This window comes from Pseudomonas sp. HLS-6 (genome assembly GCF_002753995.1).
Taxonomy (GTDB): domain Bacteria; phylum Pseudomonadota; class Gammaproteobacteria; order Pseudomonadales; family Pseudomonadaceae; genus Aquipseudomonas; species Aquipseudomonas defluvii.
Genome location: NZ_CP024478.1, coordinates 2703974 through 2727295, shown reverse-complemented (window position 1 = coordinate 2727295; position 23322 = coordinate 2703974). Strand labels below are relative to the sequence as shown.

The 23322-nt window shown below is 58.5% G+C and carries 21 protein-coding genes, 1 tRNA gene and 1 pseudogene; 15 read left to right on the top strand and 8 right to left on the bottom strand.

The features are described from left to right. Window positions 1-13 precede the first annotated feature (13 nt). The 8 genes from CS390_RS12895 (at window position 14) to CS390_RS12865 (ending at window position 9814) form a co-directional block, all read left to right on the top strand. Entirely contained in the window at window positions 14-931 is a 918-nt protein-coding gene (locus CS390_RS12895) for a universal stress protein (RefSeq protein WP_099774839.1), read from the top strand. After that, the gene (locus tag CS390_RS12890; RefSeq protein ID WP_099774837.1) at window positions 928-1647 is read left to right on the top strand and encodes an ABC transporter ATP-binding protein; all 720 of its coding nucleotides are present in this window, start codon (window positions 928-930) and stop codon (window positions 1645-1647) included. Before CS390_RS12895 ends, CS390_RS12890 begins: the two co-directional genes overlap by 4 nt. Continuing rightward, the gene (locus tag CS390_RS12885) at window positions 1644-2531 is read left to right on the top strand and encodes an efflux RND transporter periplasmic adaptor subunit (protein WP_099774836.1); all 888 of its coding nucleotides are present in this window, start codon (window positions 1644-1646) and stop codon (window positions 2529-2531) included. The genes CS390_RS12890 and CS390_RS12885 overlap by 4 nt, the downstream gene beginning before the upstream one ends. Continuing rightward, a complete protein-coding gene (locus CS390_RS12880) occupies window positions 2531-4024 on the top strand; it encodes an efflux transporter outer membrane subunit (RefSeq protein WP_099774834.1) in 1494 nt (497 codons plus the stop codon). Before CS390_RS12885 ends, CS390_RS12880 begins: the two co-directional genes overlap by 1 nt. Next, window positions 4021-5163: an ABC transporter permease gene (locus CS390_RS12875; RefSeq protein WP_099774833.1), complete on the top strand. Its 1143-nt coding sequence runs from the start codon at window positions 4021-4023 to the stop codon at window positions 5161-5163. The genes CS390_RS12880 and CS390_RS12875 overlap by 4 nt, the downstream gene beginning before the upstream one ends. Before the next feature lie 167 nt (window positions 5164-5330). Then, entirely contained in the window at window positions 5331-7055 is a 1725-nt protein-coding gene (gene polX / locus CS390_RS12870; protein ID WP_256587480.1) for a DNA polymerase/3'-5' exonuclease PolX, read from the top strand. Window positions 7056-7120: 65 nt separating this feature from the next. Beyond that, window positions 7121-7312 carry a cation-transporting P-type ATPase gene (locus CS390_RS25165; protein WP_218195287.1) on the top strand — a complete coding sequence of 64 codons (192 nt, stop codon included), beginning with the start codon at window positions 7121-7123 and terminating at the stop codon, window positions 7310-7312. 66 nt (window positions 7313-7378) lie between these two features. Further along, a complete protein-coding gene (locus CS390_RS12865) occupies window positions 7379-9814 on the top strand; it encodes a cation-transporting P-type ATPase (RefSeq protein WP_218195286.1) in 2436 nt (811 codons plus the stop codon). A 24-nt stretch (window positions 9815-9838) separates the two neighbouring features. Here the strand turns inward: CS390_RS12865 and CS390_RS12860 are convergent, their stop codons facing one another. From CS390_RS12860 to CS390_RS12850, 3 genes are all read right to left on the bottom strand, one after another. Continuing rightward, window positions 9839-10447 carry a trimeric intracellular cation channel family protein gene (locus tag CS390_RS12860; RefSeq protein WP_065761713.1) on the bottom strand — a complete coding sequence of 203 codons (609 nt, stop codon included), beginning with the start codon at window positions 10445-10447 and terminating at the stop codon, window positions 9839-9841. 141 nt (window positions 10448-10588) lie between these two features. After that, complete coding sequence (locus tag CS390_RS12855; RefSeq protein ID WP_065761714.1) at window positions 10589-11842, bottom strand: HipA domain-containing protein; 1254 nt, start codon at window positions 11840-11842, stop codon at window positions 10589-10591. Continuing rightward, on the bottom strand, window positions 11839-12066 hold the full coding sequence (locus tag CS390_RS12850) for a helix-turn-helix domain-containing protein (protein WP_065761721.1): 228 nt from the start codon (window positions 12064-12066) through the stop codon (window positions 11839-11841). The genes CS390_RS12855 and CS390_RS12850 overlap by 4 nt, the downstream gene beginning before the upstream one ends. Window positions 12067-12500: 434 nt before the next feature. Between CS390_RS12850 and CS390_RS12845 the strand changes: the two genes are divergently transcribed. From CS390_RS12845 to CS390_RS12820, 6 genes are all read left to right on the top strand, one after another. Next, window positions 12501-13109 carry a dTMP kinase gene (locus CS390_RS12845; RefSeq protein ID WP_065761715.1) on the top strand — a complete coding sequence of 203 codons (609 nt, stop codon included), beginning with the start codon at window positions 12501-12503 and terminating at the stop codon, window positions 13107-13109. Window positions 13110-13384: 275 nt separating this feature from the next. Further along, entirely contained in the window at window positions 13385-13939 is a 555-nt protein-coding gene (locus tag CS390_RS12840; protein WP_099774829.1) for a helix-turn-helix domain-containing protein, read from the top strand. A 27-nt stretch (window positions 13940-13966) separates the two neighbouring features. Beyond that, on the top strand, window positions 13967-15313 hold the full coding sequence (locus tag CS390_RS12835; protein ID WP_099774827.1) for a glutamine synthetase family protein: 1347 nt from the start codon (window positions 13967-13969) through the stop codon (window positions 15311-15313). A gap of 80 nt (window positions 15314-15393) precedes the next feature. Then, window positions 15394-16167: a gamma-glutamyl-gamma-aminobutyrate hydrolase family protein gene (locus tag CS390_RS12830; RefSeq protein ID WP_099774825.1), complete on the top strand. Its 774-nt coding sequence runs from the start codon at window positions 15394-15396 to the stop codon at window positions 16165-16167. A gap of 68 nt (window positions 16168-16235) precedes the next feature. Continuing rightward, the gene (locus CS390_RS12825; protein ID WP_099774823.1) at window positions 16236-17594 is read left to right on the top strand and encodes an aspartate aminotransferase family protein; all 1359 of its coding nucleotides are present in this window, start codon (window positions 16236-16238) and stop codon (window positions 17592-17594) included. Between the two features lie 523 nt (window positions 17595-18117). Continuing rightward, window positions 18118-18672, top strand: coding sequence for a helix-turn-helix domain-containing protein (locus CS390_RS12820; protein WP_099776672.1), 555 nt, complete (start codon window positions 18118-18120; stop codon window positions 18670-18672). 186 nt (window positions 18673-18858) lie between these two features. On the opposite strand, the gene CS390_RS12815 is transcribed toward CS390_RS12820, so the two are convergent. Then, a protein-coding gene (locus tag CS390_RS12815) for an IS3 family transposase (RefSeq protein ID WP_256587615.1) occupies window positions 18859-20405 on the bottom strand; the annotation gives its coding sequence in 2 pieces (ribosomal slippage) (window positions 18859-19919 and window positions 19919-20405; 1548 coding nt in all). A 106-nt stretch (window positions 20406-20511) separates the two neighbouring features. Here CS390_RS12815 and CS390_RS12810 point away from each other — a divergent pair. After that, a tRNA-Phe gene (locus CS390_RS12810) sits at window positions 20512-20587 on the top strand. A gap of 302 nt (window positions 20588-20889) precedes the next feature. On the opposite strand, the pseudogene CS390_RS12805 reads toward CS390_RS12810, so the two are convergent. The 4 genes and pseudogenes from CS390_RS12805 to CS390_RS12790 form a co-directional block, all read right to left on the bottom strand. Next, window positions 20890-21000: pseudogene (locus CS390_RS12805) on the bottom strand (IS5/IS1182 family transposase); the annotation flags it as partial. Window positions 21001-21016: 16 nt separating this feature from the next. Then, window positions 21017-22552 carry an IS66 family transposase gene (locus tag CS390_RS12800; RefSeq protein WP_099773211.1) on the bottom strand — a complete coding sequence of 512 codons (1536 nt, stop codon included), beginning with the start codon at window positions 22550-22552 and terminating at the stop codon, window positions 21017-21019. A gap of 61 nt (window positions 22553-22613) precedes the next feature. Further along, entirely contained in the window at window positions 22614-22940 is a 327-nt protein-coding gene (tnpB, locus tag CS390_RS25345; protein ID WP_145991801.1) for an IS66 family insertion sequence element accessory protein TnpB, read from the bottom strand. A 5-nt stretch (window positions 22941-22945) separates the two neighbouring features. After that, window positions 22946-23263, bottom strand: a complete 318-nt coding sequence (locus CS390_RS12790) for a transposase (RefSeq protein WP_079761861.1) — start codon at window positions 23261-23263, stop codon at window positions 22946-22948. Window positions 23264-23322: the final 59 nt, after the last annotated feature.

Here is a 23322-nt window from a genome sequence, read left to right as displayed (position 1 = left end):
GCCGAGGTGCCTCATGTCCCAGACCCAGCGTTTGCTCTTGATTGCCCCATCATCAATGACCCGTACGCCTGCGTTTGAACGCGCAACGGCCTTGGCTCAGGCGATGCAACTACCTTTGCATATCGTGGCATTCGATTACCTCGAAGCCTTGGCGGTGGCCGGTTTTTTTGCCCCCGAGCAAATCCGGCAAGCCCGTGACGGCTACCTGGAAAGCCATCGACAATGGCTTGAGGAACAAGCCGCGCAGGCAAGACAGCACCGGATCGAGGTCACCAGTGAGGTGGTCTGGGTTCAAGACCCCTATGAAGAAATCCTTCATTTCGTCAATGAAATGCCCTTGGCGCTGATCATCAAGGATGCCCAGGAGGAGTCGGTGTTGAAACGGATCTTCTTTACGCCACTGGATTGGCGGTTGTTGCGCGATTGTCCGGCGCCCGTGCATCTGGTCACCAATGCCCTCCACCCAAGGCCGCGCAACGTGCTGGCGATCGTCGATGTATTACGCAGTGAAGCGCAGGACCTGGTTTTCAACGACCAGATCATCGCCGCAGCCGTGAAGCTGGCCGAACAATGCAACGCACAGCTCGACCTGGTCCATGTGTATGACTGGGCCGCGGTGTATGCCATGGATATGGGGGTCGGTGCATTGCCGCTGGCCACCGGTATCTGCGAAGCGTTGTCAGAGGCCCAGCACGAAGCGTTTTCGGCCCTGATCGAACGCAATGGCGTTCCAGCGGATCGCTGCCACTTTATCGAGGGCACACCCTTGCCGAGTATCTGTGCGTTTGCAGTTGATCATCAGACTGACGTGATCGTCATGGGAACGGTGCAGCACAGCGGTTTGAACAAACGCTTGGGCAGCACTGCCGAGTACCTGCTGCACCAGGCGCCGTGCAGTGTTCTGGCGATAAAGCCAAGTGAGTGCCCATGAGTTCAGATCAAACGGCTGCGGCCCCGCATCCAGCGATCGTCTCGCGCGGCCTGACCAAATGGTTCGGGGAGGGCGACGCACGGATGAAAGCGGTCGACCAGGTCTCGCTGGTTGCTCAGTTTGGCGAAATGGTATTCATCGTCGGCCCATCCGGGAGCGGCAAAACCACGCTCCTGAGCATGATATCGGGGATCCTGAGGCCTGACGCCGGAACCGTGCATATCAATGGATGTGATATCTGGGCCTTGAACAATGATCAATTGGCAGCGTTACGCCTCAATAGCATTGGGTTCGTGTTTCAGGACTACCATCTTTTTGCGCGATTGACCGCTGCCGAGAACGTCGCGATTCCCTTGATCCTCAAGCATTGTGACTGGGACGCGGCCATCGCGCAGGCGAAGCAGAGCCTGGAAGTGGTAGGCCTGAAGGACCGTGGCGATGTGCTGCCGCTCAAGCTCTCCGGCGGCGAACAACAGCGTGTGGCGATTGCCCGTGCGATCATCGGCAGCCCGCAGATACTGATTCTCGATGAGCCCACTGCCTCTCTTGATGGCGACACGGGCAAGATGATCATTGCCTTTGTAAAGTCTAAGATCCTCAACAAGCAGCGTTGCATCCTGATCGTCACTCACGATGTGCGGATCAACGAGTACGCCGACCGAATCATCCACATGGAGGACGGCCGTATCAGCGAACCTGACTGGACTTCATCATGAAGAACCGGGTGCTGTTTGTGCTGGCGATCGTCGGCGTACTGGCCGGGCTGGTTGCTGCGTACCTGTTCGGGCGTACGCCCCATGCCTTGCCGCCAGCCTTCGCCCCGGCGAGTAGCCCCTATGAAACCGCCATTTATGCCAATGGCATCATCGAAAGCGAGCAGTCCGGTGGCTCCAACATCGTGATTTATCCGCAGGTTTCCGGGCCGGTCACTCACGTCTTGGTGCACGAGGGGCAGGTGGTCACCCGCGGCATGCCTTTGGTGAGCATCGATGATGCAGTGCCCAGGGCAAACGTTGAATTGGCCCAGGCCAACCTGCGAACCGCCCAGGATCAGTACCTCAAGCGCGTGGCTTCATACCAGATTGATCCCAAGTCCATCAGCAAAGACACGCTGGACACTGCAAAAAATAACGCTGCTCAGGCACAGGCTGCGCTCAAGGCCACGCAGGCCTCGCTGGCGCAATACGCGATCATGGCGCCGGTGGATGGCGTGGTCCTGGCTATCAATACCACGGTGGGCAGTTATGTATCGCCTCAGGGCGCTTATGATCCGTACACCCAGCAATTCAGTCCGCTGCTGGTGATGGGGGCTGAACAGACGCACCTGGCGGTACGCTGCTATGTGGACGAGATCCTGATTACCCGCTTGCCCGCGCCTGAACATATCCAGGCACAGATGCTGATTCATGGCTCGGACATCAAGGTGCCGCTGGAATTTGTCCGTGTACAGCCGTACGTGTCGCCGAAAATCCAGTTGTCCAATCAGCGGCAGGAGAAAGTCGACCTCAGGGTGTTGCCGGTGCTTTTCCGGTTCGAGAAAAAAGACCTCCCGATGGTGTATCCGGGGCAGTTGGTGGATGTCTTCATAGGACGCAAATGATGGACCTGTGCAGCGTCTATCGACCTTTGTGGCCACAGGCACGGGCGCTGTCCATGCTCGTGCTGATGTTGATGAGTGCCTGCACGGTAGGCCCTGATTTTTCACGCCCGGCAGCGCCGCCGCAGACCGCCTATGTGCGTAATCCGGTAGCGGCCACCCTCCCTGCGCAGGGCCAGGCGCAACATTTTTCGCCGGGTGCTGACGTTGCGTTCGACTGGTGGCGACTGTTCAAGTCTGACGCTCTGAACTCGGTCGTCCGCCTGGCAATCGCCAACAACCAGACCCTGCAGGCTGCCGAGGCCAGCCTGCGGCAAAGCCAGAATACACTCATGGCCGGTCATGGCGTTTTCTATCCGCAGCTTGATGCGCGTGCTGGTGCGACCCGTGAGCGTAGCTCTCCGGTACAGCCAGGGCTGAACAGTGCAGGGTCGACGTTCAATGTTGTCACCCTGAGTGGAACGATCAGCTATACGCTCGATATCTTTGGGGGCGCGCGCCGCAGCGTGGAGGGGCTGCAAGCGGAGGTCGACCACCAAACCTGGTTGACCCGCGCGGCCTACCTCGCCCTGACCGCCAATGTCGTCAACACCGCCATTGCACGGGCGGGCTATGCAGCACAACTGCGCACAACCGAGCAGTTGATCGGGCTGCAAAAGCAACAGTTACAGACCATTGAGGTGCAGGTACGTAGCGGTACGGCGCCTTATTCGGACAGCCTCAGCCTACGCAGCCTGATTGCCACGAACGAGGCTTTGCTGCCGGCACTTGAGCAGAAAATCAGCCAGTCCGAACACCTGTTGGCCACCCTCGAAGGCGTCGCGCCGACGGAGGTGCGCGTCCCCGAGATCGAACTGACAGCGCTTTCACTGCCCACCGATTTGCCGGTCAGCCTGCCTTCGCAACTGGTGAGGCAGCGACCGGATATCTTGTCCGCTGAAGCGAAGCTACACCGCGCCAGTGCCAACATCGGCGTAGCAACGGCGGCGATGTTTCCCAGTTTCAGCCTGACCGGGACCTATGGGACGGCAGGCTCAAGCCTGGGCTCACTGTTCGCCGGTGCCGGGAGGTTCTGGAGCATCGGCCCCTCGATCGACATCCCGTTGTTTCAGGGGGGGAGCCTGTGGTTTGGTCGTCAAGCCGCGATTGATGCTTATCAGCAAGCGGCGGCGAATTACCGACAGACCGTGCTTGAGTCTTTCGCCCAGGTGGCCGATGCCCTCAAGGCGTTGGAGTTCGATGCGAAGGTCCTTCTGAAGCAGGTGCAGGCGCAGGCCAGTGCTGAGGAGGCGTTGCGCTTGCTGCAAGCCAACTACCGATCCGGCCTGGTGACTTATCTGGACCTGCTGGTGGCCGACGTCCAGCTTCAGCAGATCAATATTGCCTATCTGCAAGCACTGGCTCAGCGGCACCAGGACACCGTCGGGCTGTTCGCTGCGCTTGGCGGCGGCTGGTGGAATGCACCCCCAAGCGCCGATAGCAGGCAAATGCCATGAAGTACTCAGGCATCCTGAAAATCGGCTTCAAACTGCTGGTGAACGACAAGGCCAAGTTTTCGGCGTTGCTGGTCGGGATTACGTTCTCGGTGTTCCTGATGATGCAGATGACTGCAATGTTCGCCGGCATTCTGAACCGCGCCTACTCGACGGTGACCAATATCGGTGCAGCGATGTGGATCATGGACCCGGCCGTGAATACGCCGACCAGTGTCATTCCGCTGCCGGATTACCTGCTCGATGCTGTACGCAGCATGGAGCAGGTGCGCTATGCAGTGCCTGTATTCATTGGCGGGGCGCAAGTAAGGTTAGCCAGTGGCACCTATCAAGCGGTGAGTGTGGTAGGCCTGGACGACACCAGCCTGTTCGGTCGCCCTGAGCTTGAACAGGGGGCTATCGAAGACATCTACGCAGACAACGCATTTATCGTCGTTCGCGATACTGAATATTCGAAACTGGAGAGCCCCGGGATCGGCACCGCCTTCGAGCTCAATGACCACCGCGGCACCATCGTCGGCATCGCCAAGGTGCTGACCAGCGGATTGACCGGCGTACCGACGCTCTACACCACCTACCGACGCGCCATCGAATACATCCCGACCACCCGCTTTACGGTGTCGTACATTCTGCTGGAGCCCAGGAACGAGGCCGTACAAGCCGCCATCAAACTGCAGGTTGCCCAGTTGGGTTATCTCGCCTTGACCAGGGAAGAGTTCAATCAGCGCATCACCGAGTACTACATCTATCAGACCGGGGTTGGCACCAACATACTGACGATGACCATCATCAGTTTCCTGGTCGGGCTATCCATCTCGGGGCAAACGTTTTACACCTTCATCCTGGAAAACCTGGACAAGTTTGCAGCCCTCAAGGCTATTGGCGCCAAAGGCCGCGAGCTGATCTACATGATCCTCTTCATGGCGACCTTCACAGCCCTCACGGGGTACGGTCTAGGTGTCGGCCTGGTCACGGTTATGATCGTCACGGTACGCACCTATCTGCCCAATTATGCCGCGATCATCACATTCTGGAACCTGGGGCTGGCCTTCGGCCTGGTGCTGCTGATTGCCGCAGCCTCCAGTTATGTCGGGATACGCAAGGTGCTCAGAATCGAGCCGTTCGACATTTTCAGGGGGTGAATTTGAACCGACATTCAGGCGATGTCTGATGTATATCAATGACAGGTTGGCGGGATCGGCAATGCTGATCTGATGACGTCCATCGAGTCGATTGCGCTATGAAGCTGACCGTGGCACCTCTTCAAGAGCCGGCACCCGCTTTGCCTTCTTCGGCCACGGCCGGACAGGTGGTCGGAAATGATCAGATCGCCGCCGTCTTTGAAGATATTGCCAATCTGTTGGAAATCGAGGATGCCAATCCCTTCCGTATTCGGGCCTACCGCAATGCAGCAAGGACCTTGAGGGCCTTGACCTTCGAGGTGGCAGAGCTGATCGCACGGGGGGAGCCGCTTCCTAAACTCAGTGGTATCGGCGTTGATCTTGCGGGCAAGATCAATGAAATCGTCACCACCGGAGACTGTGCGCTACGCCAACGGCTCTGTACCGCATTGCCTGCGGGTTTGGTCGAACTGCTTTCCATCGCCGGCTTGGGGCCCAGACGAATCAAACACCTCTATCACGACCTGGGTATCGAATCCGTTCAGCAACTGTGCCATGCCGCCAAAGAAGGGCTCATTCGTCATGTGCCCGGCTTCGGTGAAAAGATGGAGGCCCGGCTGCTGCAGGCGGCACAGAAGGGGATCGGCAGGGACCGCAGGCTGCCGCTGGCCGTTGTGGCTCCCGTGGCCAGTCGGCTTGCCGATTACCTGAAACAGCTTCCGGGTGTTGAGGCTGCCACGGTTGCCGGCAGCGTTCGACGCATGCGCGATACGGTCGGGGACATCGATATTCTGGTTGCCGCTGCGCGGTCGGTGGACGTCACCGCACATTTGCTCAAGCATCAGGACGTTTCCACTGTGCTGGTGCGCGGGCGCACGCGTGCCAGCGTGGTGCTGGGCACCGGTATGCAAGTGGATCTGCGTGTGGTCGAACCAGCTGCCTATGGCGCAGCACTGGTGTATTTCACTGGCAGCAAGGCGCATAACATTGCGATTCGCCAACTGGCCCAAAAGCAAGGTCTCAAACTCAGTGAGTACGGCGTATTCAGCGCAAGAAAATGCGTGGCCAGCGCCACTGAGCGCGCTGTCTATCAGGCGCTGGGGCTGGAATGGATGACACCTGAACTGCGTGAGGATCGCGGCGAGATTGCGGCGGCACAAGCGGGCACCTTGCCCAAGCTGATTGAGTTGGGCGACCTTAAAGGCGATTTGCATGCCCACACCGATGCTTCGGACGGAAGTCACAGCCTGGAAGTGATGGCGTTGGCCGCACAACAGGCCGGGTTGGAGTACCTGGCGATCACCGAGCATTCGAGATCCCTCAGGGTCGCCCATGGCCTGGATGTCGACAGGTTGCTCAAGCAGATCGACCAGATTGATGCGCTAAATGCCCGTCTGAAGGGCATTACCCTGCTCAAGGGCATCGAGGTGGACATTCTCGAAGACGGCAGCCTGGACCTGCCAGATGACATCTTGGGCCGGCTGGACGTGGTGGTTGGCGCAGTACACAGTCATTTTCTCCTGACACTGCGCCAGCAGACGCAACGCTTGTTACGGGCCATGGATCATCGCTATTTCACGATGCTGGCGCACCCGTCATGCCGACTCATCAACCAGCGCGACCCGCTGAACCTGGATTTGCCCGCAATCATCAAGGCTGCCCGCCAGCGCGGTTGCTGCCTTGAGCTCAATGCACAGCCCCAACGCATGGACCTGCTGGACCTGCAGTGCCGGTACGCCAAGGATGAAGGTGTGCTCATCAGCATCAACTCGGATGCCCACCGCAGCGCTGACTTTGCCTATTTGCAGTATGGGGTCGCACAGGCACGCCGTGCCTGGCTGGAAAAACATGACGTGCTCAATACCCGCTCGCTGAAGGCGCTCAAGGGATTCCTGAACTCAAGTTCTGCCTGAGCTTAACTTGCTGTTGATGGGGTGATTGAAACGGTCCATTCCTTTTCGGCACCAATGGCACGCACATGAATATTCATCAGCAGTCGGTTACCGATGCCTTGGCCAGCCTCCACACCACGGCCCAAGGGTTGTCTTCTGGCGAGGCACAACGGCGGTTGCAGCAGTTCGGGCCAAACCACGTGGCACCGACCAAGCGCCGAAACCGCTTGTGGGCATTGCTCGCAGAGTTCACCCAGCTGTTCTCCGTTGTGCTCTGAATTGCCGCACTGCTGGCCTTTGCCGTTGAATGGCAGGTACCCGGTGAGGGCATGGGGCGCCTCGGCGTGGCTATCGTTGCTGTCATCCTGATTAGCGGGGTGTTCTCATACTGGCAGGAGTACCGCATCGAAAAGGCTTTAAGCGCCTTGGTCAAGTTGTTGCCACAGCAGGTGCAGGTACAACGTGATGGAACCGTTCAAGCGATCATGATTGATGACCTGGTGCCCGGGGACCTGATGCTGTTAGCGGAAGGCGACAGTGTCCCTGCGGATGGTCGGCTGATCGAAGCCTCTGGCATGCGGGTCAACAACGCCACGATCACCGGCGAAGCCACTGCCGAACTGCGCGATGCATCTGCCTGCGACAGTGAAGACCGGCTGCATGCCCGCAACATCGTGCTGGCCGGTACGTCCATCACGTCCGGTAAAGGCACTGCCGTCGTATTTGCCACGGGGCTCCACACCGAGTTCGGGCGAATTGCACACCTGACCCAAGTCAGCGGTGATCAGATGTCGCCGTTGCGTCTCCAGATCATCCGCCTGAGCCGAAGCATCCTGGCACTTTCATTGGGCATCAGCGTGCTGTTTTTCTTTCTGGGCAACCTGTTTGGCGTTCCGTTCTGGGAAGACTTGATCTTCGCCATCGGCCTGATTGTGGCGATGGTACCCGAAGGGCTCTTGCCGACACTGACGTTGGCGCTGGTGCTGGCTACTCAGCGCATGGCTCGCCAGCAGGTACTGATTCGACACTTGCCGTGTGTGGAAGCGTTGGGGTCTGTGACGGTGATCTGTACCGACAAGACCGGGACACTGACGCAAAACCGCATGACCGTACAAACCCTATGGCTGGACGGCAGTGAGTACCCGGACGTCGAGCAAGGCCTGCCACCGACATTGTGCGAGGCGAACCTGCCGTTTTTCTGGGTTGCCGGGCTTTGCCATAACGTGCGCCTTGTCGGGCAGGGTGAAACCGCGACGTACTGTGGCGACCCGATGGAGCAAGCGCTGATGCACATGGCCGCGCCACAGATCGCCCCGTGGAATGGGGCGCTGCGTATCGACGAGCTGCCTTTCGACGCCGTTCGCATGTGTATGTCGGTGATTTATGACCTCCCCGAAGGGCGGGTTTTGCTGTGCAAAGGGGCATTGGAAAAATTGCTGCCGCTGTGCGAGTCGACCTGGAATTTGCAGCGCCAAGAACCGCTTTCACGCGAGCTGAGGGCGAACATTCTCAACGCGCAAGAACGCATGGCCGATCGAGGGTTGCGTGTCCTGGCGCTGGCCTGGCGATGGTTGCCACCTGGGCAGGAACCGTGTGAGCGAGGCTTGATACTGGCAGGGCTCGCAGGCCTGCAGGACCCGCCGAGGCCAGAGGTGCCTGCGGCAATCATGGCCTGTCGGCAGGCCGGCATCAAAACCATCATGGTCACGGGTGATCATCCTAACACCGCGGTTGCCATTGCCCGGCAGATTGGCCTTGTGACCATTGCGTCGCCGCTGGTGCTCAGTGGCGAGCAGATCACGAACCTGTCGCATACCCAGCTACTGCTGGCGCTCGATGCACCGCAAATCATCTGTGCACGTATTTCGGCGGATCAGAAGCTGCGTATTGTCACGGCGCTTGAAGGCAAGGGCGAGATCGTTGCCGTCACGGGGGATGGGGTTAACGATGCGCCGGCGCTCAAGCATGCGCATGTCGGTATCGCCATGGGCGTATCGGGAACCGATGTCGCCAGGGAAGCGGCCGACATGGTTCTGCTGGACGACAACTTTGCGAGCATCGTTTCCGCCATCGCTGAAGGCCGGGCAGTCTTCGACAACATCCGCAAGTTCCTGACCTATATCCTGGCCCACAACATGGCTGAGCTGATCCCCTATCTGTGTTTCGCACTTGCCAGGGTTCCGCTGGCAATCACGCCGCTGCAGATGCTGGCCATCGACATGGGGACCGATTCATTGACCGCGCTGGGGCTTGGGGTAGAGCGGGCGGACGCGGATATCATGCGCAGGCCACCACGCCCTCCCAAGCAACGTCTGTTCAATCTGGCCTTGGCGTTACGAGGCTATCTGGTTCTCGGGCTTGTTGAAGCGCTTGGCACATTGGCAGCGTTCTTTTTTGTGCTGACGCGGGGAGGGTGGACGTGGGGGCAGGCACTGCCTTCCAGCGATGCGCTCTACTTGCAGGGAACCACGGCCAGCATGGTCGCAATCGTCGTGTTGCAGATCGTCAATGTCTTCATGTGCCGTAGCGCAAGCCGGTCTTGCCTGCAAACAGGGTTGCGGGGGAACCGCTTGATAACCTGGGGTGTCATGCTCGAGGTCTTGCTGATCCTGGTGTTCGCCTATACCCCTTGGGGCAACCAGTTGCTGGGAACCAGCCCGGTTTCCTGGCAGGTGTGGCTGTTGTTAATACCGTTCGTGCTGGCGCTGATCGGGGTTGAAGAGTTTCGCAAGTACTGGAGTCGACGCCGGATCTCGAGAAAGGCGGCACATCACGTGTGAGCGGTCACGACCTTGGGCCAGTCCTTACCCTTGCTGGGTGGAGAAAATCGCGGGCATTTGCAGCTCCTTGTAAATGGCGAGAAACCTCAAGCCCGAGGTGAATATCAAGGCCACCCAACCGGCAATCCAGATCGACGGAAATGCACTGCGCAACAGGACATAAAGGCTGCACCCAAACAGGATCGGCGTGGCGTAGATCTCACGTGACATCAGCAGCGAGGGCCTTGCGGCCAGAACGTCACGCGCGATACCACCTCCAATACTGGTCAACAGGCCCATCATCACCGCCAGCGGCGCAGCAAGATGCAGTCCCAGCACTTTCTCGGTGGCGACCAACCCAAAGAGGGCGGCCGCGAAGCCATCAAGGTAGAGCAACAGACGGTAGCGTCGTTGCAGTCTCTTGGTGAGAAAAAAAGCTATCAGCGCTGCGAACAAGGCAACCCAGATGTAGTTGAAATCTGCAATCCAGAATATCGGTTGATCGAGCAACAGGTCTCGAAGGGTGCCACCCCCAATTGCCGTGATGATGCCCAGTACCACGGCCCCAAACAAATCGACACCAACCTTATGGATCGCCAACACCCCGGTAATGGCAAACACGGCGGTGCCCAGCATTTCCTGAAAATACAGCATGCCTGACTCCGCCCTCAGGTTATAAGGTGAACGACAGCTACGTGTACGTCCGTGCCTTTGCCGATCTGCAATGCATCGCCGTCGGCAAGGATGTGCAATGTGTAATGGTAGCTACTGCAACTGGTTTCACAGATATCCCGCTCAATCCTTCAGTTGTCGCACCATGTCAGCGATCACACCATGCACGATTCGCCTGACAAGCCTGCTCTCACCGGCATTCATTGCATGAGCGTATTCGTTCAGAATTGTGCTGGCCGCGTTGCTCACACCTTCGGCCAGTTCATTGATGATCTTGGTTGCCAGGGCTTTGTTCACGCCAATGGCTTCACCCAGGCTGATAACACTGGCCCTGGTGACCTCCGCATGCGTACGGATACCCTCTGGCTTCCACACCAGTTCGGCCTCTAGCCAAGGTGCTGCGGACTCGCCATAGACCGCGGTGCACAAGAGGTCGTAGTGAGGGGCAAGGTAGTAGGAGTCCGCACGCACGAAAAATGAGAGATTTTTCAGGTGGGCATCATTGTTGCCAACCAGGATGTTGAAGACCAACCACTTGAACAACTGTATCCGCGTCTGCGCAACGTTCCGCACGAGTCCCAGGATTTTTCGCAACGTTTCAGGCGTCGCCTGCTGATACTTGAAGCTTTTATCCAACCCCAGCATCTGGCAGGCATCCAACACGTGTTCCCGCTCTAGCCGATTGTTCACCCGTCGGCGGTCAAACCGCTCAATCAGGTACACCGGTTCAGGCACACGACGAATGTACACCGCCGGAACGCCCAGCTTTACTTCCTGGGCAATGCTCATCACAAACCACTCGTTGACGGCAGTGGCGTCATACAGATCGCGCTGAGAGTGATCAGGCTTGAGGATATGGGTTGAAGGGGTGCTGCCCATAGGCTCGAACAGGCTGCCATTTTCCAGCACGACAGCCAGTTTGTGCTGTGCGCCGGCCAGCGACATGCGCTTCGGAGCGCCGGTGGTCAACGCAACGCGTGGTAGATTGCGAATCCTTTCGCTGAGTTCTGTATCGGGGAGCGGTCTGAGCCCACCCTCCGCTGGCAAGTGTGGGTCGTTGAGCAATGTCACTGCGCCGGCGGACTCGGCCCCGTAATAGCCAAGCAGGCCAAAGGCATCCGAAAATTCGATTTTTGCATCGCTGGCCAGTAATGAGCGCGCTTGCTCCTCAGGTAGCAGGTTGTCGAAGAACCATTGAACAGGGCGCTCTGAAGAACCATCAACGATCACGCCCTTTGCTCTTGCAAGGGCGGGAGACAAGTCGTAACCGTCGGCGCTGGCAATCCATTCAGGGGTGTATTCAAGGCTCCAGACGCCAGCGGTATCTCTCAACGTCGCGACGTGATTCGCATTGATGACAACCTCGAGTGTTCTCATTTTCCGGGTATATCCATGTAGAGGCGTATGCCTAACTCCTGCATCACGAGCAGAACGCTGGCCAGAGAGACAGTGCCTTTTCCTGTCTCGATATCTCTCAGCAATACGTGACTCTTCCCAGCGATCAATGCCAGATCTGACTGAGTGATGCCTTGGGCCTTTCGAACCTTGCGTACCGCCTTCCCCAAGTCATCAGGGGTATGGATCTGTACGAGCGCGCTCATGGTGTGGTCAACCTGTCTGGCTGTCAGTAAAAACGAAGCTATGACTGCGATTATGTGGGCGAAACCCATGAAGTCAAGGAAAACTAAGCCATAGCTTCGTTTTTACGATTTGAGCCGGATATTCAAAGAAAACGAAAGTATGGCTTAGTTTTTATCGCTGGATGTGTTGAGCGTCAGAAAACAGTGCTGTGCTGATCAAGGGTGAGCAAATCGAATTTTTGGAAAGGCACTGTTTGGTCAAGAGGGTAAAACAGCAGGGTGTTAGCCTATGCACCAGATCGCGCGGGCTAGATGACTTCCCTTGGGCAAAGCTGCGCCCGATCGCGGTGTTTTACCTGACAGTCCTCACTGCTTATATCCAATGGTCAAGGAAGCAAAATGCTATTGTGCGATTCGAGTCTTGGAAAAGACGTATATCACTCGTTATGTGAAGAATGAATCGTCAGTTATTTATTTCTCTGGATGGGCCCAAGGGGACCGGCAAAACCACACTGTTGGAGGCCGTTACGAAAGTACTGAGGGCCGACAACAAGAAGGTGATCCGACTTTGCGAGAAAAAAAGCGATCCCTACAGGGGTGAAACGATGGCCCTCGTTAACACGCTCGTCAGGAATCCCAGCCGGGATTTGGAGTTGGGGGTTTGTGAGCGCTTTGCTGATAGCCGTACCTGGATTTCCCAGCACGTGCTGGTTAAACAGCCACCGGACAGCATCATCTTGATCGATCGCTGGTACCCGTCGGATGCCGCGTTTCGCCGGATAGTCCCGTTTGCAGAGATTCTGCAGTTGAACATTGAGCGAAACGTGCGAGTGCCAGACCTGCATGTCGGGGTTGTCACCGCCCCTGATATCTCATGGGCGAGGGCAGCGGCACGATCGCGCGGGCTGAGCAGTACGCTGCTTCATACCCAGGAAGAGCAGGTCGCGAGTACCAAGGCGTTCGAGCGAGCGATTGCCGATCACGGCTGGTTTCTGTGCCGCAATGAAGGAACGCTCGAAGACGCAACGATGCACGTGGTTTCCGAGATTTACAGGCTGCTTTGATGCCCCGTGACAGACGCTAGAAAATGGCGTTTCCAGGACGCAGCGACCGCTTGGCCTGCCTCTTCAGCGTGAGCTTTTGCTCCGTCCCCTTCGTTTGAATCAAACCCTATGACCTGAGTAGCTGGCGCTGGATTTCACCCAGCGCTTGCTGCTGCGCGAGCACCTGCCTTGACCAATGGTCCGGCCAAATTCAGCGTTCGACTTGACCTGTGAAATTTTTCATGTATTTTTTCATGAAAAATAACTCAAATATTTTCACGGCATGCTCCTGAACAATGAAGATGCACGAAGAAGTCGAAGGCCTGGCGATCTTTATCCACGATCTGCGCACATTCAAGAACCTGACACTGGGCGAACTGGCTGAACGTGTCGATCGTTCGGATGACTTTCTTTCCAAGGTTGAACAGGGGGTGTCGCGCCCGACCGTGGCGGATCTCACGGCTATCAGCGAAACACTCGGTGTATCGACCGCGTACTTTTACAACCTGAGTAAGCCCCGTGGCATCACTTGGGTTACTCGCCCCCATGAGCGGCGCACACTGTACCTCGGCTCAGGTATTACCGATGTACTGGCCTCGCCCCGTATTACTGGCAGCTTCTCCATGCTCGACAGCCGTCTTGAGCCGGGTGCCACCAGTGGCGATCAGTACCTGAGCGACCGTTCGGAGCAGGGCTGTTTCGTGCTCGAAGGCGAACTGACGGTTTGGCTGGAAGACGCCGACCCCGTGACACTCCATGCAAACGACAGCTTCCAGCTGCAACCCCACACGCATTTCCGTTACGCCAACCTGACGGACAACCTCACCCGCGTGTTCTGGGTATTCAATTGAATTCGTTCACCTCACAAGGAAAAGAAGATGAGTGCCATCTTTCCGGATCTGCTGACTGAAGTGCGCTCTTTTCGAGCGAAGTACCCTGAAGTACGTTACGTGGACTTGATTGCGCTGGATATTCCCGGGCACTTCTATGGCAAGCGCTACCCCATGGATATGCTTGAGAAAGTCGCGGCGGGGGCACCCCTGAAGTTGCCTCAGAACTGCGTACTGCTGGGTACCCAGGGCGGCCTGTACAAGATTGGCGACTATTGCTTTGCCGATGGCGACCCGGATGCATCACGGCGCCTGGTGCCGGGTACGTTGAAACCGGTGCGCTGGGAAAAGGAAGTGATCGCGCAGATGCTGATCACTTCGGACGGCACCTCGAAGCCTATCGAGTTCGAGCCCCGTGAAGTGCTGGCCCGTGTGATCGAGCGCCTTGTCCGACGTGGCGTGCGCCCGGTGGTTGCCTTCGAACTTGAGTTCTACCTGTTCGATCGCAAGCTCAAGGAAGGCCTGCCACAGTTCCCACGCGATTCGTCGACCGATGATGAGGACGACCAGCCGAACATGCATATCGAACGACTGTCGCGTTTTTCGTCGGTGTTGCACGAGATGGTCGATGTCGCCAACGAGCAGGGCGTGCCGGCGAATGTCATCACGGCGGAACTGGGCCCTGGCCAATTCGAAATCAACTTCTCCCACAGTGATGATGCTCTGAGTGCGGCGGACTGGTCGGCGCTGTTCTGTCGCAGTACCCGCGGCGTTGCGATGAAACACGGCTATCGCGCCAGCTTCATGAGCAAGCCTTACCTGGACGCCCCGGGTAGCGGGATGCATGTGCATGTCAGCCTGTACGACGAGGCCGGAAACAACCTCCTGGCACGCTTCGAGCAGCGCAACCTGCGCCATGCGGTGGCGGGTTGCCTGGAATTGCTGCCCCATTGCATGCCGATCTTCGCGCCCAACCACAATGCCTATCGCCGCTACGGCGCGATGGTCAACGCTGCAAGCCTTGCAAGCTGGGGCTTTGAAGACCGAGATGCGTGCATTCGCATTCCCGAGTCCGACCCGCGCAACCTGCGTATCGAACACCGGCTGGCTGGCGCCGATGCCAACCCGTACCTGGTACTGGCGGCCATCCTGACGGGGATGGAGCACGGCCTGGATCGCGGCGTCGAACCCATTGCGCCGTTGAACGAAAACCGCCAGAGCGGCATCGACTTCCCCAAGGACGCGCTGAGCGCAGTGGCTGCCATGCGTCACCATCCGGTGATCAATGAAGGGCTGGGCAGTGAGTTCGTGATGGTCTATTGCGAAAACAAGCGCCAGGAGCAACTGGATTTTCTGAATGAAATCAATGCGCGCGAATATCGCTGGTTCTTGTAAGTCCTGATGCGCTCGTTACGCCGCACGCTCTACCCACACGTTTGAATACAACTCGAAAGATTGATTTGCCGGAGAATGATATGCCACGTGTGCCAGTTATCGGCATCACTGCATGCACCAGCGAAATTGAGCTGCATGCTACCCAGACCATCAGTGAGAAGTATGCCCGTGCTGCGAGCAAGGCGGCGTGCGGTTTGCCGATCGTGATTCCCAGTCTCGCTGACCTGATAGATACCGCCGACATCATTGACCTGGTGGATGGGCTGATCTTCACCGGCTCGCCGTCCAATATAGAACCGTTCCATTACAACGGTCCGGCCAGTGCGCCGGGCAGCCATCACGACCCAGCGCGTGATGCCACGACCTTGCCGCTCATGCGTGCTGCCATCGCGGCGGGTGTTCCGGTGCTCGGTATTTGCCGTGGCTTTCAGGAGATGAATGTGGCGCTGGGAGGCACCCTCCACCAGAAAGTTCATGAGACTGGTTTGTTCATGGACCATCGTGAGGTCAAGGGTGAACCCATGGAAAAGCAATATGGCCCACGCCACAAGATGCATATACAGCCGGGCGGCGTGATGGACCGCATGGGCTTGCCGCCGATCATCGATGTCAATTCCATACATGGCCAGGGCATTGATTCACTGGCGCCTGGGCTAAGGGTGGAAGCACGCGCACCCGATGGATTGGTGGAAGCGATCTCGGTTGAAAACAGCAAGGGTTTTGCCCTTGCCGTTCAATGGCATCCAGAGTTTCAGGTACTTGAAAACCCGCATTACCTAACGATCTTCCAGTCGTTTGGAAAAGCCTGCCGGCAACGCTCGGTACTGCGCCAACTGATGTTGAAGTCCGCCTGAAAACTGGCCGTTATCAATATAAAAAAATGCCCCCGCAGCCAGGCTGCGTATTTTGATGGAGAGAAGTGATGAGTGAAAAGAATTCGCAAACGCTTGCCTGGCAAGCGATGAGCCGTGATCATCATCTGGCACCCTTCAGCGATGTCAAACAACTTGCCGAGAAAGGCCCACGCATCATCACCTCGGCGAAGGGTGTGTACCTGTGGGACAGCGAAGGCAACAAGATTCTCGATGGCATGGCTGGCCTGTGGTGCGTGGCAGTCGGCTACGGTCGTGACGAACTGGCCGAGGTGGCCAGCCGGCAGATGAAGGAACTGCCGTACTACAACCTGTTCTTCCAGACCGCGCATCCGCCAGCGCTGGAACTGGCCAAGGCGATTGCCGATGTAGCCCCGCAAGGTATGAGCCATGTGTTTTTCACGGGCTCCGGCTCCGAAGGCAACGACACCGTATTGCGCCTGGTTCGCCATTACTGGGCGATCAAGGGCAAGAAGGACAAGAAGGTCATCATTGGCCGCATCAACGGCTACCACGGCTCCACCGTGGCTGGCGCGGGCCTGGGCGGCATGGCCGGCATGCACCAGCAGGGCGGCCTGATCCCGGATATCGTGCACATCCCGCAACCTTACTGGTTCGGCGAAGGCGGCGACATGACCGAAGCTGAGTTCGGCGTGTGGGCGGCGGAGCAGTTGGAGAAGAAGATTCTGGAAGTCGGCGAGAACAATGTCGCCGCCTTTATCGCCGAGCCGATCCAGGGCGCCGGCGGCGTGATCATCCCGCCGCAGACCTACTGGCCGAAGGTCAAGGAAATCCTCGCCAAGTACGATATCCTCTTTGTCGCCGACGAAGTGATCTGCGGCTTTGGCCGTACCGGTCAGTGGTTTGGTTCTGACTACTACGGCCTCAAGCCCGACCTGATGACCATCGCCAAGGGCCTCACCTCCGGTTACATCCCCATGGGCGGTGTGATCGTGCGTGACGAAGTGGCCAAGGTGATCAGCGAAGGCGGCGACTTCAACCACGGCTTCACCTATTCCGGCCACCCGGTAGCGGCGGCGGTGGGCCTGGAAAACCTGCGTATCCTGCGAGAAGAGAAGATTATCGAGCAGGTTCGCGAAGTGACCGCGCCGTATCTGCAAAAGCGCCTGCGTGAGCTGGCTGACCACCCGCTGGTGGGCGAAGTGCGTGGCCTGGGCATGCTCGGTGCGATCGAGCTGGTGAAGGATAAGGCAACGCGGGCGCGTTACGAAGGCAAGGGTGTCGGCATGATCTGCCGCCAGCACTGCTTCGACAACGGCCTGATCATGCGCGCGGTGGGTGACACCATGATCATCGCACCGCCGCTGGTGATCAGCATTGAAGAGATCGACGAATTGGTGGAAAAGGCTCGCAAGTGCCTGGACCTGACCTATCAGGCTATCCATTAAGACATAGCACCTCGGCATGATTCTGCTGACAGTCTGCAGACTCATGCCGAGCTGCTCGCTTTGCGCTCAGTCGCTGAAAGGAATCACCCTTCAGAGCCCTTGATCTTGACTTGCCCTGGTACATCGTCAGGGTTTTGCCCCGCTAGCGACAACGTGCACCGCTCCACGCTGCGGCCGAGTTTCGTGATGCGCTTGATTTGTGAAATTATTCATGTATTTTTTCATGAAAATAACTAAATAATTTTACAGCTGCGCTTAACCATGGCCCACAAACTCGCTTCACAGCCTGCTGATTGCGATACTGACATCTTGCCTGGCCGACCTCTGCGCAGCGCTTTGGGAGCGATTGGCCTTGTCCTCTCTACCCTCACGTTTCACAAAAATCTCGGCAGCTCCGGTGTTGATTGACGCGTATGTGAACCGTGTCCTGGACAATAAGGCGCAAGCATTCGTGTTGTCGGTTTTTTGAGGCGTTGAGTAAGGGCTTTGCAGCGCATGCACTTTTTGATCGATGGGTTTAATGATGAAAATGCACGAAGAAGTTGAAGGCCTGGCAATACTGATTCGCGACTTGCGCAAATTCAAAGGGCTGACGCTGGGCGAGCTGGCTCAACGCATTGGCCGATCGGTTGGCTTTCTTTCCCAGGTTGAACGGGGTGTGTCGCGCCCAACCGTGGCAGACCTGACGGCTATCAGCGAAACACTCGGTGTATCAACAGCCTATTTTTACAACCTGAACAAGCCCCGTGACCTTAGTTGGGTAACGCGTCCGCATGAGCGTCGTACGCTGTATTTCGGAGGTGGTATTACCGATGTCCTGGTCTCGCCCACGATAGCTGGAGGCTTCTCCATGCTTGACAGCCGTCTTGAGCCTGGGGCAACCAGCGGGGAAGAGTACTTGGACGACAGTTCGGAGCAGGGCTGCTTCGTGCTTGAAGGCGAGCTGACCGTCTGGCTGGATGAGGGCGATCCCGTGACGCTCTACGCAAACGATAGTTTTCAGCTACAACCCCATGCAAGCTTCCGTTATGCCAACCTGACGGACACGCTCACCCGCGTGCTATGGGTGTTCAATTGAGTGTGATCAGGCTCAATTGTTCATCGTGTTCGCGACCTTGCGAGAGAGGCATCAGCTTTATTTAGCGCTAATAGCTTCGTGGCTTTTCCACATTACGGAAAATCCTAAGCATAGGATTTAGTTGATTTTTTTTGATTTCGGGCTTGACGCTCCGGCGATTTTCAAGGTAGTTGTCGCGTGAGCGTGTCACGCTGCCTTTGATGTTTGCTGCAGTACCGCTTCCCGCTCCGGGTTCAGGCACACGATTGGTGCCAGCACCCAGTTCCTAATGTTGCCGCTCCAGCGCTCCGGGTGCCGTGCACGCGCCGCCTCGTACAGCTCGATACGCTTGCGCAGCAACTCTTCCGCCTGGCCAGTATGTCGCTGCGCCGGGGTCACAAACTTCAGGGCGCTGTGGCGATGTTCATGGTTGTACCAGGCCACGAAGCTGTTCACCCAGTTCCTGGCCTGCTCCAGCGTGTCGAAGGGCCGCTCCGGCCACAGCGGGCAGTACTTCGCCGTGCGGAACAAGGCCTCGGCATAGGCGTTGTCATTGCTCACCCGCGGGCGGCTGAACGAGGGCATCACACCCAGGTTCTGCATGGCCGCCAGCATGGTCGAGCCCTTCATAGCGCTGCCGTTGTCCGAGTGCAGTACCAGCGGCTGGCCTGCTCGCTGTTCACGTAGGCAGGCCAGGCGTAGCAGCTGGGCGGCCTGCTCGGCGCTTTCACTTTCATGCACCTCGTTGGCCACCAGCTTCCGGCTGTAGACGTCCTTGATCATGTACCAGTAGAAGTAACGGCCCTTGACCGTGGTCGGCAGCCAGGTGATGTCCCAGCACCACAGCTGGTTCGGGCCGTCGGCCACATGGGTCGTCAGCGCTCGTTTCACCGGTGGGCGGCTACGGCCGCGCGGATGCTGCTGTTCGGCGTCCTTCAGCAACCGGTAAAAGGTCGACTCCGAGGCCAGCCAGGTGCCCTGATCGGCCAGCCGCGCCACGATCTGCTGCGGCGGCAGGCTGGCAAACTCGGGCTGATTGGCAACCTCCAGCACGCGGCGGCGCTCTTGCGGGGTCAGCTTGTTGGCCGGCTCAGCTCGCTGTGCCGAAGGACGCCGATCCTCCGGGCAGTGCTGCCAGCGCTGCAGGCTGCGCAGCGACAGGCCCAGTTCGGCGCAGGCCTGCGCCCGCCGCGCTCCCGCCGCCACGGCGTCCTCGATCAACTGCAGCGTTTCACGGCGATCCGGGGCGCTGATCATTCGTCCTCGTCCTTCCCCCAGAGCGCCTCGGCTTTTTTTCGCAACACCAGCAGAGCCGCGGTTTCTGCCAGCGCCGCATCCTTGCGCCGTAGTTCACGCTCCAGCTGCTTGATGCGCTTCTTCGCGGCCTTTTCCTCTTCGCGTTCGCGCCGGGTCTTGCTCGGCTGAGCCAGGCTGTTGGCCTGCTCGCAGGCTTCGCGCCAGGCGTTGATCTGCTCGACATACAGGCCTTTGCGCCGGCAGTACTCCGCCAGCTCAGCCGCATTGAGGCTGGCGCTTTCCAGCACCACCCGAAACTTGTCCTGGCTCGACCACTGGTCGGCCTGCTGTCCATCTCCCGGCACCACTGCTCCCGCTGCTCTGGCCTGTTTGCGCCAAGCATACAGGGTGGCATCAGTAATGCCTGTCGCTTCCACCAGCTCCGGCACCGTCCGGTTCAAGGGCGGCATCATCTGCCGCACCACCCACTCCCGATGCTCTATCGAATAACGCGCCACACGGCTCTCACGTCCGCCCACCGACCAAGACTCATCGAATCAACTCACACGACAACTATCCTGACGCGGCGGGGCTCCAGCCGTAAAAACGTTTAATTTCGCTGCGGCCCAGATAGCTCAGTCGGTAGAGCAGGGGATTGAAAATCCCCGTGTCGGCGGTTCGATTCCGTCTCTGGGCACCACTAATACCGAGAAACCCCAAGGAACAATGTGTCCTTGGGGTTTTTTATTGCCTGCAATTTAATGTCCGCTTGGCAAACAGCGTGCATCCCACCTTGCTGGACGATGTGAGACAGCAACGCAGCCTCTCCCTACACTTCCACACCTTGATCGGTGACGACAGAGGAGTACCGAGAAGCGTGGTTTTGCCGATTCAGGATACGGTGATCGCGTCCACAAAAAATAGGCGGACACACTTGCCCTTAATGCTGGAGTTGGAGGGAGCGCTCGGCGGGCGCCTCCCCTCAGCCAGCTCATCGTAGCCTTAGGCTCTGTACGAAAAGAGATGTCGCAAACACCTCATGGAACAAGCCAGTGAGACCATGGCGGCATAGCTTTTCGCGAGCTTATCGAAGCGTGTCACGATCCGGCGGTTCGTAAGCGAACGGGCATTACACCTTGCCGACGGATACCCAGCTGTGCGGCAGCAGCTCGGCCAGAGCGCTGGCCTTCTGCGTCGGCAGTCGCGTTAGCACATCCTTGAGATAGGCATACGGATCATGCCCATTCATCCGCGCCGACTGGATCAGGCTCATGATTGCCGCCGCCCGTTTGCCGCTGCGTAGCGACCCGGCAAACAGCCAATTGGAGCGACCTAGAGCCCACGGGCGGATCTGGTTCTCGACTTGGTTGTTGTCGATGGGCACAGCGCCATCGTCCAGGTAGCGCGTCAGCGCTACCCAGCGTTTGAGGCTGTAATCCAAAGCTTTCGCCGTGGCTGAGCCGTTGGGCACAAGATCACGCTGGGCCAGCATCCAGTCATGTAGTGCGTCGAGGAGCGGTGAAGCCTTTTCCTGCCGTATTCGCCAGCGTTCTTCATTGCTCATGTCGCGCACTTGGCGTTCGACTTCGTACAGCCCAGCGATAGAGTGCAGCGCCTGTTCGGCCAGTTGGCTTTTGTTCGCCGCGTGCAGATCGAAGAACTTGCGGCGGGCGTGAGCCATGCAACCGATTTCGGTGATGCCTTGCTCGAAGCTGGCCTTGTAGCCAGCGAAGTCGTCGCAGACCAGCTTGCCATTCCACTGGCCAAGAAAATTGCGCGCATGCTCGCCGGCACGGCTGGGGCTGAAGTCGTAGACCACGGCCTTCAGATCGGCGAAGGGCGTGGTGCTGTAGGCCCAGACGTAGGCACGGTGGGTCTTCTTCTCGCCGGGCGCGAGCATCGAAACCGGGGTTTCGTCGGCATGGATCACGCGCTGGGCAAGCACCGCTTCGCGCAGCGCATCGACTAGGGGCTGGAGCTGCACGCCGGTTTGCCCGACCCACTGTGCCAGTGTCGAACGAGCGATGGCCAGGCCGGCACGGCCAAAGATCTTCTCCTGCCGGTACAGCGGTAGGTGGTCGGCGAACTTGGCCACCATCACGTGAGCCAGCAGGCCGGCGGTAGGGATCCCCTTGTTGATCACCTGGGCCGGCACGGGCGCCTGGATCAGCGTTTCGCATTGGCGGCAGGCCCATTTCCCACGCACGTGCTGTTCGACGGTGAACACGCCCGGCGTGTAGTCGAGCTTTTCGCTGACGTCTTCGCCGACGCGCTGAAGCTGGCAACCGCAGGCGCACTGGGTGTTCTCCGGCTCGTGACGGATCACGGTGCGCGGAAATTGCGGTGGCAGCGGTGTGCGCTTGGGTTGTTGGCGTGGTTCGGCTGGGGTAACCGGAGGATTGACGGCTTTCAGCTCGGCCTCGATGGCGGCGATGTCGGTGTCGAGCAGGTCATCAAGCAGGCTGCCCTGATCAGGGCTTAGCTGCTCGCTGCGCTTGGCGAACTTGTGCCGTTTGAACCATGCGATTTCGTGGGTGAGCTGCTCGATGACTGTTTGATCGCGGTGGATCTTTTTGCCCATCGCATCGACTTGCGTGAGCAACTGCGCGGCCAGTGCGCGCAGCTGGTCAGGTGTCAGTTGGTCGAGATTGGGCGAGGAAGTCATGCCGCTGATTGTGCCAGAGCAGGCGGTCAGCGGAGATAAACCGATGGGCTAATGGCAGGTGCTACAGCACTGTGATCGCGCCGGCTGCGCCGACTCGCTGCCAGGGCAACCCCAGTACCAAAGCCTGAAGTTGCTCGGTGTCGAGTTCGACTTCCGAGCCGTGCCGGATGCCTGGCCAATGAAACTTGCCCTGGTGCAAGCGCCGCGCGGCGAGCCAGATACCCACGCCGTCATGCACCAGAACTTTCATGCGGTTGGCGCGGCGATTGGCGAACAGATAGGCGCAGTGCGGCTTCGCCGCACCGAACACCGCCACCACGCGGGCCAACGCGGTTTCAGTACCCGCACGCATATCCATCGGCTCGGTGGCGAGCCAGATACTATCCACGCGGATCACTGGGCGAGCCCACGGACAAAGCGGGCGCAACCTTCAGGATCGGAGGCTGGCCATTTCACCGTGACCGATTGCGCGCCCAGCGGTAGCTCGATAATCACCGCTGCTTCAGCTGGTCGTTTGGGCGTAACCCTCGCAGGAACGAACGCCGGCAACGCCGCTGGCAGTTGATCCCGATAAAGCGGTAGCCACTTGCGAATGACGTTGGCGTTGATGCCATGGCGTATGGCCACGCTGGAGACGGTCGCACCAGGTTGCAGGCACTCCTGAACAACCTGGGCCTTGAACGGTTTGGGGTAAGAGCTTCGTTGGCGCATGGAAATCCCGGCGATAAGGGCTATCGCGTCCGTTTAAAAATACGCGGACACCATCGCCC